11 protein-coding genes are annotated in these 12,959 nt (G+C 69.0%); 6 read left to right on the top strand and 5 right to left on the bottom strand.

Features of this window, described 5'->3' with window-relative positions:
• Positions 1 to 4: 4 nt before the first annotated feature.
• The 4 genes from ASD13_RS16030 to ASD13_RS16045 all read right to left on the bottom strand — a co-directional run bounded on the left by ASD13_RS16030 (position 5) and on the right by ASD13_RS16045 (position 4,105).
• Positions 5 to 406: a DUF779 domain-containing protein gene (locus tag ASD13_RS16030; protein WP_055871453.1), complete on the bottom strand. Its 402-nt coding sequence runs from the start codon at positions 404 to 406 to the stop codon at positions 5 to 7.
• A gap of 65 nt (positions 407 to 471) precedes the next feature.
• On the bottom strand, positions 472 to 2,022 hold the full coding sequence (exaC, locus tag ASD13_RS16035) for an acetaldehyde dehydrogenase ExaC (protein WP_055871457.1): 1,551 nt from the start codon (positions 2,020 to 2,022) through the stop codon (positions 472 to 474).
• A 110-nt stretch (positions 2,023 to 2,132) separates the two neighbouring features.
• The gene (locus tag ASD13_RS16040; protein WP_055871460.1) at positions 2,133 to 3,461 is read right to left on the bottom strand and encodes a GAF domain-containing protein; all 1,329 of its coding nucleotides are present in this window, start codon (positions 3,459 to 3,461) and stop codon (positions 2,133 to 2,135) included.
• Positions 3,462 to 3,538: 77 nt separating this feature from the next.
• Positions 3,539 to 4,105: a TetR/AcrR family transcriptional regulator gene (locus ASD13_RS16045; protein ID WP_055871463.1), complete on the bottom strand. Its 567-nt coding sequence runs from the start codon at positions 4,103 to 4,105 to the stop codon at positions 3,539 to 3,541.
• A gap of 70 nt (positions 4,106 to 4,175) precedes the next feature.
• On the opposite strand from ASD13_RS16045, the gene ASD13_RS16050 reads away from it, so the two are divergent.
• Entirely contained in the window at positions 4,176 to 4,745 is a 570-nt protein-coding gene (locus ASD13_RS16050) for a dihydrofolate reductase family protein (protein WP_055871466.1), read from the top strand.
• Between the two features lie 6 nt (positions 4,746 to 4,751).
• On the opposite strand, the gene ASD13_RS16055 is transcribed toward ASD13_RS16050, so the two are convergent.
• Entirely contained in the window at positions 4,752 to 6,179 is a 1,428-nt protein-coding gene (locus ASD13_RS16055) for a CCA tRNA nucleotidyltransferase (RefSeq protein ID WP_055871468.1), read from the bottom strand.
• Between the two features lie 151 nt (positions 6,180 to 6,330).
• Between ASD13_RS16055 and ASD13_RS16060 the strand changes: the two genes are divergently transcribed.
• From ASD13_RS16060 to ASD13_RS16080, 5 genes are all read left to right on the top strand, one after another.
• The gene (locus tag ASD13_RS16060; protein ID WP_055871473.1) at positions 6,331 to 8,865 is read left to right on the top strand and encodes a purple acid phosphatase family protein; all 2,535 of its coding nucleotides are present in this window, start codon (positions 6,331 to 6,333) and stop codon (positions 8,863 to 8,865) included.
• Between the two features lie 224 nt (positions 8,866 to 9,089).
• Positions 9,090 to 10,115 (top strand): Lrp/AsnC family transcriptional regulator, encoded by a 1,026-nt coding sequence (locus tag ASD13_RS16065; protein WP_017829887.1) that lies wholly within the window; start codon positions 9,090 to 9,092, stop codon positions 10,113 to 10,115.
• A gap of 115 nt (positions 10,116 to 10,230) precedes the next feature.
• Positions 10,231 to 11,721, top strand: coding sequence for an aldehyde dehydrogenase family protein (locus ASD13_RS16070; protein ID WP_055871477.1), 1,491 nt, complete (start codon positions 10,231 to 10,233; stop codon positions 11,719 to 11,721).
• Positions 11,718 to 12,476 carry a gamma-glutamyl-gamma-aminobutyrate hydrolase family protein gene (locus ASD13_RS16075; protein WP_055871479.1) on the top strand — a complete coding sequence of 253 codons (759 nt, stop codon included), beginning with the start codon at positions 11,718 to 11,720 and terminating at the stop codon, positions 12,474 to 12,476. The genes ASD13_RS16070 and ASD13_RS16075 overlap by 4 nt, the downstream gene beginning before the upstream one ends.
• Positions 12,473 to 12,943: a DUF3830 family protein gene (locus ASD13_RS16080; RefSeq protein ID WP_017829890.1), complete on the top strand. Its 471-nt coding sequence runs from the start codon at positions 12,473 to 12,475 to the stop codon at positions 12,941 to 12,943. The genes ASD13_RS16075 and ASD13_RS16080 overlap by 4 nt, the downstream gene beginning before the upstream one ends.
• The last annotated feature ends 16 nt before the right edge of the window (positions 12,944 to 12,959 follow it).

Genomic DNA, 12,959 nt, shown 5'->3' on the forward strand with positions numbered 1-12,959 from the left:
CGAGTCACGCCGAGGGCGACGCCAGCCCGAAGTACTCAAGCTCCGCGTCGTTCAGCATCCGGGAGCGGATGAGGAACCGCATGCCCGTCGGCCCCTCGACGCTGAATCCCGCACCGCGCCCCGGCACGACGTCGATCGTGAGGTGCGTGTACTTCCAGTACTCGAACTGAGACTGCGACATGAAGACCTCGACCGACTGATCAAGCCCGACATCGAGCGCCCCGAGCAGCACGTCGCCCGGCCCCGTGATGAACATTCCGACCGGATAGCACATGGGGGATGAGCCGTCGCAGCAGCCGCCGGACTGGTGGAACATGAGCGGCCCGTGCTGGGCGGTCAGCTCGCGTATGAGCGAGGCCGCAGCCTCCGTCACGTCCACGCGCTGGTAGGTGCCGATGCTGACCATGACTGCCGCCTTCCGGGGGGAGCCGGGCGGACGCTGAGGGAGCAGCGCCCGCCCGGGGATCGAACTCAGAAGAAGCCCATCGGGCCCTCTGCATACGAGACGAGGAGGTTCTTCGTCTGCTGGTAGTGGTCGAGCATCATCTTGTGGTTCTCGCGACCGACGCCCGACTGCTTGTACCCACCGAACGCGGCATGCGCCGGGTACTGGTGATACGTGTTGGTCCACACGCGTCCGGCCTCGATCGCCCGGCCCGCCCGGTAGGCGGTGTCACCGCTGCGGCTCCAGACGCCGGCGCCGAGACCGTAGAGCGTGTCGTTGGCGATCGAGATCGCGTCGTCGAATCCGTCGAACGAGGTGACCGAGAGCACGGGCCCGAAGATCTCCTCCTGGAAGATGCGCATGTCGTTCGTGCCCTCGAACACGGTCGGGGCGACGTAGAAGCCCCCGCTCAGATCCCCGCCGAGGTCGACCCGCTCGCCACCGGTCAGCAGGCGCGCGCCGCCTTGCTTGCCGATGTCGATGTAGCTGAGGATCTTCTCCAGCTGGTCGTTCGATGCCTGCGCGCCGATCATCGTCGCGGGGTCGAGCGGGTTGCCCTGCACGACCTTCTTCACGCGCTCGAGTCCGTCCGCGAGGAACCCGTCGTAGATCGAGCGCTGGATGAGCGCCCGCGAGGGGCAGGTGCACACCTCGCCCTGATTCAGCGCGAACATCGTGAAGCCCTCGAGCGCCTTGTCGTAGAACGGGTCGCTGGTCGAGCGGGCGACGTCTTCGAAGAACACGTTCGGGCTCTTGCCTCCGAGCTCCAGCGTGACCGGGATCAGGTTCTGCGACGCGTACTGCATGATCAGACGACCGGTCGTGGTCTCACCCGTGAAGGCGACCTTGCGGATGCGCTTGTGCTGCGCGAGGGGAGCGCCCGCCTCGATGCCGAATCCGTTGACGATGTTCACGACGCCGGCGGGCAGCAGGTCGCCGATGATCTCGAACAGGAACAGCAGGGACGCCGGCGTCTGCTCGGCCGGCTTGATCACGACGCAGTTGCCTGCGGCGAGCGCGGGCGCCAGCTTCCAGACCGCCATCAGAATCGGGAAGTTCCAGGGGATGATCTGCCCGACCACACCGAGCGGTTCGTGGAAGTGGTACGCGACCGTGTTCTCGTCGAGCTGGCTGATGCCGCCCTCCTGCGCCCGCAGCACGCCAGCGAAGTAGCGGAAGTGGTCGACGGCGAGGGGGATGTCGGCGGCCAGCGTCTCGCGCACCGGCTTGCCGTTCTCCCACGTCTCGGCGACCGCGATCTCCTCGAGGTGCTGCTCGATCCGGTCCGCGATCCTGTTGAGGATCACCGAGCGCTCGGCCGGGCTCGTCTTGCCCCAGCCCGCGAACGCCTGCCACGCGACCTCGACGGCCCGATCGATGTCTTCGCTGGTGCCGCGGCCGACCTCGGTGAACGCCTTGCCGTTAACGGGGCTGACATTCTCGAAGTACTGGCCCTTGACCGGTTCGACGAACTCGCCGCCGATGTAGTGGCCGTAGCGCGGCCGGTAGTTCGCGAGGGCGCCCGGCTGGCCCGGGGCCGCGTAGGCGAGGGACACGTCTTCTTCGACGATGCTCATGGGAGTCTCCTTCGACGGGGCCGCGCATCGGTGCAGCGGCTGTCCTTCGAAGGTAGGTCGCACGAGGTTGCACCCTGGTGCGCAACGTTGCGCCGGGTTGCAAGGCTCGGTCAGGCCTCGAGACGCTCGATACGGGCGACCAGTCCCGCGCGCTTCGGCGACCGGGCGGGGAGCATCTCCAGCGCCAGTCGGAGGGTTTCGGCGTCGCCCTGACCCTCGGGGATCTCGGCGTAGGAGAGCAGCACGTCGAGACTCGCCTCGGACAGCATCGCCTCACGCAGCGCTGCCCTCACCGACTCGCGGAACTCCTCGACACCGGGCGACGTCGACTCGGGCAGCACCGGACCCCGATAGGCCGTGAGCGCCACCCGGTGCGCGCCGCGATCGAGCAGGGACAGCACGTCGTGTGCGTCGGTGTCGAGGGCGACGGGAAGGCGATACGGACGCGACTCCGGCACGAGGTCGGGGGCGGTGCGCTCGAGCACCTTGCGCAGGCGCACCATCTCCGGGCGGAGCGTGTCGGGTGAGACACCGGGGCCGTAGACGAGCTCGCACAGGCGCTCGGCCGAGAGGCCCTGGCGATGCACGGCGAGCATGAGCAGTATCGCAGCGTGGCGCGCACTGAGCTCGATCATCGACTCGTCGTGCGCGGACTCGGTCTCCAGCCGCGCCCTGTCGCGGCCCAGCACATGCAGCGTCGCCCTGGCGGTCGCCGGAGTGCGTCCCTTCGTCGCAGCGGATCGGGGTCGGGATCCCTCGCTCCGCTGCCGGAGCCGGGCGACCATCAGCTCCGACTCGACGGCGCGGGCCGTGGCATCGACCAGTAGTCGCGCCTGCAGCGAGACGACCTCGGGGCCGCCCGTGATGTCGATCACGCCGAGCACGCGCTGCGTCTCCGGGTCGCGTACGGGGGCCGCGGTGCACGACCACGGATGCACGAGTCGGTTGTAGTGCTCCGCGCCGCGGATCTGCACCGACTGCCCGAGCGCGAGGGCGGTTCCCGGCGCGCTCGTGCCGACGGCATCCTCCGACCAGTTGGCCCCGGCCACGAAACCCATGCCGTCGGTGAGCGAGCGCAGCTGGCTGTCGCCCTCGATCCACAGCAGGCGACCGGCCTGGTCGCCGACCGCGATGATCACTCCCGTGTCCTCTGCCTCACCCGGCAGCAGCAGCGCACGGATCATGTCCATCACCGAGGCGAGCGGATGCGCGAGACGGTAGGCGTCGAGCTCGTCGCTGACCAGGTCGAGCGGCGGAGCGCCCTCAGGGCCGACCCGCCCGCGCCAGGACCTCTCCCACGACTCACGGACGAGGGGTCGCACCTCTTGCAGACGCCGATCGTCGAGGTTTCCGGCGAGCAGTTCCTCGTGCGCACGCTCGATGAGAAGTCGCGATGTCGGGGGAAGGGACTCGCGGGATACCTGCCACGGCGCAGACACAGCGGTCTCCGATCGTCGAGAGCGTGCGTTGCCTCAGTGTACGAGGAGCACTGCCCCGGAGGGAACACCTCACCGTGTCAGCGCAGGAGCCCGGCGACCAGGTCGTCGATCACCTCGTCGGTGGAGGTGTCCGGATCGATCGGCGTCGTGAGCCTGTCGAGCAGCAACCCGTCGATCGCGTAGTGGAACAGCGCGATCTCGCGGCGTCCGCCCGGGAGCCCGGCCGCGGTGTTGAACGCCACATCGCCGTCGAAGCCGGCGCGCTGCCAGGCAGCGAGCACGGCGGCGACCTCGGGACGCCGACCGCCTTCGAGTCGCAGCTCGAACAGCGCGAGCGTCACGTCGCGGTCCTCGGTCAGTCGCCGCACGATGTCGCGGATGTAGTCGGCGAACAGGGCGGGCCCGGGCTCCGCCGTCGCACGACGCTCCAGGTCTTCGGAGGTGGGGGCGAGACGCTCTCCGATCCGCTCGACCAGACCCTCGATCAGGGCGTCCCTGCTGCGGAAGTAGTTCGAGGTGGTGCCCGTCGGAACCTGCGCGGCGGTATCGACCGCGCGGTGCGTGAGACCTCGCGATCCCTCTCGTGCGAGCACCGTGAGTCCTGCATCCGCGATGAGCCGTCGCCGGGAGTCGTTCTTCACCATGCACGGAACACTAGCGCAATCACTACGCCTGTTGTACCGTAACTGCGACAGATGTAGTGATTGGAGAATCATGCGAGAGCTCGTGTACTACGCCGCCGTCACCCTCGACGGCTACATCGCCGGCCCGAACGGCGAGTTCGACGCATTCCTCATCGAGGGCGACCACATGGAGGGCATCAACGCCCGGTTCGCCGACACCCTCCCCACCGTCGCGGCCGCAGCGCTCGGCATCCCCCAGAAGCGCGCGCTCTTCGACACCGTGCTGATGGGGTGGAACACGTATCAGGTGGGCGGTGTGCCCAGCCCCTACGCGCACCTGCGCCAGATCGTCTTCAGCCGCTCGCGCACCGCAGAGGGAGAGAACCTCGAGGTCACGTCCGAAGACCCGATCGCCGTGGTGCGCCGGCTGAAACTCGAGGAAGGCGCCGCCATATGGCTCTGCGGCGGCGGTGCTCTGGCCGCCACACTCGCCGACGAGATCGACCGCCTCGTCCTCAAGCGGCAGCCCCTGCTGTTCGGCTCGGGCATCCCCCTGTTCGGCGAGCGCCCCTATCGCCCCGAACAGTTCGACGCGGTCGAGACCGTCACCTACGACAGCGGCGTGGTGTTCACCGAGCTCGAACGCCGACGCGAGGGGTGAGCCGGGTCAGCCGCGTGCGGCCCACCACTCCCGGAGCCGCTGCTCGGCGACCTCGGTTCCGAGCACGCCCTCGTCCAGACGCAGATCCAGCAGGAACCTGTACGCCTCGCCGACCTCGCGCCCCGGGCTGATGCCGAGCACCTGCTGGATGCGGTTGCCGTCGATCTCCGGACGGATGGAGTCGAGCTCCTCCTGCTCGCGCAGTGCGGCGATGCGCGCCTCGATGTCGTCATATGCGCTGGCCAGGCGACCTGCCTTGCGCTTGTTCCGGGTGGTCACGTCGGCGCGGGTGAGGATGTGCAGACGCTCCAGCAGGTCGCCGGCATCGCGCACGTAGCGGCGCACGGCCGCGTCCGTCCACGCCCCCTCGGCGTATCCGAAGAAGCGCAGGTGCAGCTCGATGAGCGTCGCGACGGCGTCGGTGGTGTCGGTGTCGAAGCGCAGCGCCTGCAGTCGCTTGCGGGCCATGCGCGAGCCGACCACGTCGTGGTGGTGGAAGGTGACCACTCCCCCGGCCTCGAGCTTGCGGGTGCGCGGCTTGCCGATGTCATGCAGCAGAGCAGCGATGCGCAGCGGCACGTCGGGGGCGGCGCCGGGGTGCCGGGAGTGCTCGAGCTGGATCGCCTGGGCGAGCACCGTGAGCGAGTGCTCGTAGACGTCCTTGTGGTGGTGGTGCTCATCGACTTCGAGGCGCAGGTCGGTGACCTCGGGGAGGAACTCGTCGATCAGTCCGGTGTCGACCAGCACGCGGATGCCGCGCACCGGGTCGTCGGTCTGCATGAGGCGCACGAGTTCGGACTGGATGCGCTCGGGGCTCACGATCTTCAGCGTCTCGCGCAACTCGGTGATCGCCTCGGCCGTGGCGTCCTCGACACGGAAGCCGAGCTGCGCGCTGAAGCGAGCCGCCCGCAGCATCCGGAGCGGATCGTCGCCGAACGAGACCCGAGGATCGGCGGGCGTGCGCAACACCCCCGCGATGAGGTCTTCGACGCCGCCGGTCGGGTCGACGAGCTTCACGGCCGGCACCTGCAGTGCCATGGAGTTGACGGTGAAGTCACGGCGCACGAGGTCGCCGTCGATCGTGTCGCCGAACTCCACGGTGGGTTTGCGGGTCACGCCGTCATAGCTGTCGGCTCGATAGGTCGTGATCTCGACCTGCTCACGCTGCACGCGTGCGCCGATCGTGCCGAACGCACGGCCGATGTCCCACTGCGCGGTCGAGATCGGCGTGACGATGGACAGGATCTCGTCGGGCGAGGCGTTCGTCGTGAAGTCGAGGTCGTGGGTCGTGCGTCCCAGCAACGCGTCGCGCACCGGGCCGCCGACGACGGCCAGATCGAACCCGGCATCCTCGAACGCCGTCGCGAGGGTGCGGACGACCGGATTCTCGGCGAGCGCACCGAGACGGGCGAGGCCGTCAGCCATGTTGAGCATGGGTTCCAGCGTACCGGGGCGGGTGCGCCCGATCCCGCGACGCCCGTTCACCTCCCGGTCGCCCGAAGGCCAACCCCCGGTCATCCGTCTTCGATGGGGTGGAGGGGCATCGTGCGACTGCGCACGGAAACCCCCACCCTGAAGGACTGACATGACCTCCCCCACCCCTGCGGTGCGGTGGCGGCGTCGCGGACTGACCTCCGTCGCGCTGCTCGCCCTGCTCGGCGGCGCCGTCGTCGCCCCCGCGGCCCTCGCTGCTCCCGACCCCGAGGTGCCGACGGGATCGCTGATCACCGGCGACACGGCCTGGCACTACCTCGACGACGGCTCCGACCCGTCTCCCGCTCCCGCAGCTCTGCGCGATTGGACCCTGCCCGCCTACGACGACAGTGCATGGAAGTCGGCAGCGGGCTCGTTCGGCGCCAAGGGCGGAAAGCTCGCGCCTGTGGGCTCGCAGACGCCGAAGACGCTGCTGAACCACTACCTCGACGGTGCGGCCGCCCCCACCGTTCCCACCTACTTCTTCCGCACCACGTTCGAGCTGGAAGCCGGCGTCGCCGAGCAGGTCGCGGCTCTGCAGAGCACCATCACGTACGACGACGCGATCATCGTCTGGATCAACGGCACCGAGGTCGCCCGCTACGTCGACGGACGCATCACCGACACCGTGAACGTCGAGTATGCCGGAGACGGCAACGGCAGCCCGCTCACCAGCACGTTCAGCGCAGAAGGCGACCTGCTGCACGACGGCACGAACACCATCGCCGTGTCGCTGTTCCAGGACCGCGAGACCAGCTCCGACATCTTCTTCGACATGTCGTCGCTGACCCTCGTCGAAGCATCCGCTCCCGGCACCCCCGTCGTCGCGCCGCCTACCCGGGTGATCCTCACACCGACCGAGCAGCCCGCCGTCTCGCAGTCGTTCTCCTGGCTCGCCGGCGACGCCTCGCACACGGTCGGACAGGTCGAGATCGCTCCGTCCGCCGGCGGCGATTCCCGCACGATCGACGCCTATGACGCGGGTGTGGTGAACGGCAACCCGAACAAGCACTTCTCGGCCACCGTGACCGGACTCACCGCCGCGACCGAGTACCGCTACCGTGTCGGCCTCCCCGGCAGCTGGAGCGACTGGTTCACCTTCCGCACCGCCGATCCTGCGGCCACGGACTTCCAGTTCATCTACTACGGCGACGCGCAGATCGGCCTCGACACCACGTGGCCGAGCGTCGTGAAGCAGGCCGAGGCCAAGGCGCCTCGCTCCATCGGCTCGGTGCACGCAGGCGACCTGATCAACTCGTCGAGCAACGAGAACGAATGGGTCAACTGGTTCAAGGGCATGAAGGACTCGGCCGTCCGCACCAACGTGATGGCCGCCCCCGGCAACCACGAGTACTCGGGCGACAAGCTGCTGACGGCATGGAAGGCCGCGTTCGAGTACCCGCACAACAACCCGTCGACGAGCTCGGTGGGCGAGCTGGCCGAGCTCGCGAAGGGCGACTCCGCGGTCGCACAGCAGTACCGCGCGTTCTTCGACCACTGGAGCTCGTTCGCCGCGGAGACCGCGTACTACACCGACTACCAGGGCGTGCGGTTCATCACGCTGAACGCGACCCGCGACACCACCTTCCTCACCCCCGCCGGCCTCCCCTCCTGCACCGGCGCGGAGTGCCCCTCCTCGCAGATCGGCGTGCTCTGGACCCGCTTCCAGGGCGCCTGGCTCGACCTGCTGCTGCAGAACAGCCCGTCGAAGTGGAATGTCGTCACGTTCCACCAGCCGGTGTTCTCGGCATCCGAGGGTCGTGACGAGCCGGTGCTGCGCGCCGAGTGGCTGCCGGTCTTCCAGCGCAACGACATCGACCTGGTGCTCATGGGCCACGACCACACGTACGCCCGCGGCTACGTGAACACCGATGCGACCGAGACCCCGGGACTCACCACCGGCCCGGTCTACGTCGTGTCGAACTCGGGTGCGAAGCACTACGACCTGGAGACGCCCGAGAAGAACGTCTGGACCAACAACGGCGCCACCCAGGTGCTGCGCGGCCAGGGCGTCACGACCTATCAGGTGATCGACGTGTCGAAGAACCAGCTGGTCTACCGCTCGTACCTCGCCGAGAAGCAGCCGGGCGCCACGACCGACCTTCCCCTCGGCGCCGTCTACGACACGTTCACCGTGACCAAGTCGGATGCCGGTGAGAAGTGGGTCACCGAAGACGGCGTCACGCCTCCGGAGCCCGAGGTCCCGGCGAAGGTCGAGCTCGGCGCGGCATCCGTGAAGGCCGGTGGCACCGTCACGGTGTCCGGAAGCGGCTTCGCGGAGGGCGCTCAGCTGCGGTTCGAGCTGCGGTCCGACCCGGTGCAGCTGGGCACGGCGACCGCCGGCACGGACGGCTCGTTCCAGCGCACGCTGACGATCCCCGCGAACACCCCGGCCGGCGCGCACACGCTCGCTGTGATCCGCGCCGACGGCACCGAGATCACCACCTCGCTCACCGTCACCGCGGCAGCCGGTGGTGGCAACACAACCCCGGGCACGAACACCGGAGGGTCGACCGGCGGCGACCTCGCCACGACCGGCGCCGACAGCGCGCCGTACGTGATCGCCGCGGTGGTCCTGCTCGCGGCGGGTCTCGGCCTGTTCGCGATGCGCCGCCGTCGCCAGCACGCGGAGGCGGACGCCGAGTAGCAGAGGCATCCGTCCACGAGGGCGCCGTCGAGGCTTCGGTCTCGACGGCGCCCTTCGCCGCGCTCCGGCCGACGCGGCGCACCGTGACGGATGCCGTCGATGACACGCCGTCGTTTCGGCACCACGGGCGGCGTGTCGGCCGCCCTCTGCGAAGTCGCGCACCGGGAGTCGGCCCCGTACTGGGATAACCTTCCACCGAGTCCGTCCCCGGTGAAGGAGAGCAAGTGCCCGCGAACGATGTGATGGCCGACGAGACCGATCGGATCGTCGCCGCGGCCCTGCAGGTGAACGGCCGTGCGTCCTGGGGGGAGATCGCCCGCGTGGTCGATCTGCCGGAGCGTACCGTCGCCCGTCGCGGCCAGCGGCTGCTCGACCGAGGTCTGGTGCGTGTCTCCACGTACGTCGATCCTTCGCGCGTTCTCCATGCCAGGGCCGTGCTCTTCCGCATCACCACCGAGCCGCACGCCCTGTGGCACGTGGCGCGCACCCTGGCGCGGCGAGCCGATGCCTCGTCGGTATCGGTGCTCGAAGGCAGCAGCGACATCGCCGGGATGCTGCTCCCCCACGACGACGCCTCGATCCGAGAGCTGCTCTTCACCGATTTCCCCGAGCTCGAGGGCATCGACTCGATCAACGTCACGACGGTGCTGAAGTTCTTCCGCTCGGGGCATGACTGGCGCGCGGGAGTGCTCACCGACGAACAGGCGCGCCTGCTCGACGAGTCGTCCGGCTCCGAGGTCGACCCGGCCGATTCGCTGAGCGAAGACGAAGAGGCACTCATCCGGCTGCTGCTGAAGGACGGGCGCATGCCGGTCGCCCAGCTGGCACGTTCGCTCGGCCTGAACGTCACGACCACCCGGCGGCGGATGGAGTCCCTGAATCGCCGTGGCCTGATGCATCCGCGCACCGAGGTCGTACCGAGCCTGTTCGGCCTGGGACTGGAGGCGCTCGTCTGGCTCCGCGTGCCGATGGCGCGCCTCGAGAAGGTGGGTACCGCTCTGGCGGCGGCGCCCGAGGTGAAGTTCATCGCCGCGACCACCGGCACCTCGCAGCTGCTCGCCAACGTGCTCGTGAAGGACGCCGACGAGTTCTACGAATTCCTCACCGGGCCGGCCGTGGCAGGCCACGAGGGCCTGGAGGTCGTGGAGTCGCTGGTGGTCATCACACCGGTGCTGCGCGGATCGCTGATCGTGGACGAGGCCCCGGAGGCGCTGGCGAATGACATGCCCACCGGAGCCATCCGTTTGTAGTCTGATTCTGTTACTGGCATGTAACGAAATGGCGAGATCGTTCTTAACAGCTTGACCTAGTGGCGAAATAGAGCAAGTATCCTCTCCAGGGCCATCACCCCTGGAGAGGACGAACGTGTTCACGGCTACTGGAGACGACTGGGCGGATCGCGCGGCGACCCTGCCCCTGCACACGCGCATGTTCATCGGCGGCGCGTGGGAGGAGGGCTCGGCCGAGCCCCTGACTCCGGTGGCTCCGCGAGACGGACGTGCGCTCCCGAAGATCAGCGCCGCCTCGGTGGGCGATGTCGATCGCGCCGTCCGCTCCGCCCGCGCAGCCTTCGACTCCGGCGTGTGGTCGCGGATCGCCCCTCGTGAACGCGGGCAGTTGCTGATCGCCTTCGCCCAGAGGATCCACGACAACGCCGAAGAACTCGCGCTCACCATCTCGCTCGAGATGGGCAAGCCCGTCCGCGAGGCGCTCCAGACAGAGCTCCGCGCCGTCGTGAACTGCTTCCGCTGGTACGGCGAGGCCGCAGACAAGGTCCTCGACGAGATCCCGGTCACGGCCCCGGGCAGCCTGGCCCTCGTCACGCGGGAGCCGGCAGGCGTGGTCGCGGCCGTCGTGCCGTGGAACTTCCCGCTGACCATGACCGCCTGGAAGCTCGCCCCCGCCCTCGCCGTCGGCAACAGCGTCGTACTCAAGCCCGCCGAGCACACCACCTTCTCCGCGCTCCGTCTGGCCGAGCTCGCACACGAGGCCGGAATCCCCGCCGGCGTCCTCAACGTCACGCCGGGCACCGGACAGGTCGCCGGCCGCGCTCTGGGCGAGCACCACGACGTCGACGTCGTCACCTTCACGGGTTCGCCCGAAGTGGGCCGCAAGTTCCTGGGCTACTCGGCCGCCTCCAACGGCAAGCGCGTCTGGCCGGAGCTCGGCGGCAAGACCGCGAGTCTGGTGCTGCCGGATGCCGACCTGGAGCGCGCCGTGCGGGCCACCGCCGACGGCTGCTTCTACAACCAGGGCCAGATGTGCACGGCATCCTCCCGCCTTCTCGTCCCGCGCGCCCAGCGCGACCGCGCGCTGGAGATCGCCGCCGACGTCGCACGCACCAGCCTGCCTGCAGACCCGTTCGAGGTCTCCACCTCGATGGGCGCGATCGTCAGCGAGAGACAGCTCGCGGGCATCACCGGCTTCGTCGAGCGTGCCCAGGCCGAGGGCGGCGAACTCGCGGCCGGCAGCGCCGAGCGATTCCACGCCGTCGACGGCGGCAGCTACTTCGCGCCCGTCGTGCTCGGCGTCACGCCTCAGCACGAGGTCGCGCAGCGCGAGGTCTTCGGACCCGTGCTCTCGGTCATCGCCTACGACGATGTCGAGGACGCACTTGCGATCGCCAACGGCACGGAGTTCGGCCTCGCTGCCGCCCTGTGGAGCACCGACCTCAACGCCGTGCACACGCTCTCACGCCGCCTGCGCGCGGGTGTCGTATGGGTCAACTGCTTCGAAGAGGGCGATATGACGATCCCCTTCGGCGGGGTCAAGGGCTCGGGCTTCGGCCGGGACAAGAGCCTGCACGCGCTCGAGAAGTTCACCGATCTGAAGACCACCTGGATCGAGCTCTCATGACCCGACCGCTCATCGGCATCACCACCTGGCGTCGTTTCATCGACACCGACCTGGGCAGCGGTCGCCCGGCGCACAGCCTGGGCACGGAGTATGCCGCCCCCATCGAGGCAGCCGGCGGCGCGGTCGTGCTGCTGCCCCCGACGGCAGGGGTCGACGACGTGCTCGACCGTCTCGACGGGCTGGTCCTCTCCGGCGGAGAGGACGTGCACCCGTCGCGCTACGGCGCCCAGGCGCAGGAGGGGAAGAGCTATGACCCGTCCCGCGACGGGTTCGAGATCGCGCTCGCCCTCGGTGCGCGCCGCCGGGGGATCCCCGTACTCGCGATCTGCCGCGGACTCCAGGTGAGCAACATCGCCTTCGGCGGATCCCTCGTCGTCGACATCCCGTCCACCGAGCACCACGAACCCGTCCGCGGGGCCGACCAGCAGCTCTCGGCTCGGCATCCGATCGTCCTCAGCGAGGGCAGCCGTCTCGCCGCGCTCTACGGCACCAGGCAGCGGATCGTGAACACCATCCACCACCAGTCGATCGACGTCCCCGCCCCCGGCCTCCACGCGGTCGCGTGGGCACCGGACGGCATCGTCGAAGCCGTCGAGGCCGACGACGACTGGCCCTTCTGGGCGGTGCAGTGGCACCCCGAGAAGATGATCGCCCCCGATGAGGCCGCAGAGGAGATGCCGCTGTTCGCGGCGTTCGTCTCGGCCGCCCGTGAACGAGCAGCGGAACACCCCGCTGCGGAGAAAGGAACACGATGACCAAGCAGGTCTTCCTCGAGTACGAGAACGGCGTCCGCGCCGTCGCCACCCTGTTCGAGGACCTCGCCCCTCGCACCTGCGAGGCCATGTGGGGTGCGCTGGAGAAGCCGGTCACCATGCAGGCGATGCACGCGATGTACGCCGGCCCCGAGGTCATGGTCGGCCTCCCCGAAGAGGCGCAGAACTTCGACCCCGAGAAGGTGCCGTTCGAGAACCAGCAGGTCGTGCCGGCGCCGGGTGATCTGCAGTGGTACTGGCAGCGCCCTATGCAGATGGGCGGCCTGCCGTTCGAGTGGTACGAGATCGGGGTCTTCTACGATCGTGGTGCCCGTACTCTCGGCCCGCTCGGATGGACACCCGTCAACATCTGGGGCGGCATCACCGAAGGACTCGCGGAGTTCGCCAAGGAGAGCGCGGCGATCCGCATCGACGGAGCGAAGCAGCTCACCATCGGACGCCTGGTCTAGGCGTCTACTCAGTGCT

The organism is Microbacterium sp. Root1433D1, assembly GCF_001426835.1.
Taxonomy (GTDB): Bacteria; Actinomycetota; Actinomycetes; order Actinomycetales; family Microbacteriaceae; genus Microbacterium; species Microbacterium maritypicum.

Bases quoted from the DNA above. Each gene is read 5' to 3' on its own strand.
- ASD13_RS16030 (WP_055871453.1), bottom strand. From the start codon at position 406: ATGGTCAGCATCGGCACCTACCAGCGCGTGGACGTGACGGAGGCTGCG.
- exaC (WP_055871457.1), bottom strand. From the start codon at position 2,022: ATGAGCATCGTCGAAGAAGACGTGTCCCTCGCCTACGCGGCCCCGGGC.
- ASD13_RS16080 (WP_017829890.1), top strand. From the start codon at position 12,473: ATGACCAAGCAGGTCTTCCTCGAGTACGAGAACGGCGTCCGCGCCGTC.
- ASD13_RS16050 (WP_055871466.1), top strand. From the start codon at position 4,176: ATGCGAGAGCTCGTGTACTACGCCGCCGTCACCCTCGACGGCTACATC.
- ASD13_RS16060 (WP_055871473.1), top strand. From the start codon at position 6,331: ATGACCTCCCCCACCCCTGCGGTGCGGTGGCGGCGTCGCGGACTGACC.
- ASD13_RS16055 (WP_055871468.1), bottom strand. From the start codon at position 6,179: ATGCTCAACATGGCTGACGGCCTCGCCCGTCTCGGTGCGCTCGCCGAG.
- ASD13_RS16075 (WP_055871479.1), top strand. From the start codon at position 11,718: ATGACCCGACCGCTCATCGGCATCACCACCTGGCGTCGTTTCATCGAC.
- ASD13_RS16045 (WP_055871463.1), bottom strand. From the start codon at position 4,105: ATGGTGAAGAACGACTCCCGGCGACGGCTCATCGCGGATGCAGGACTC.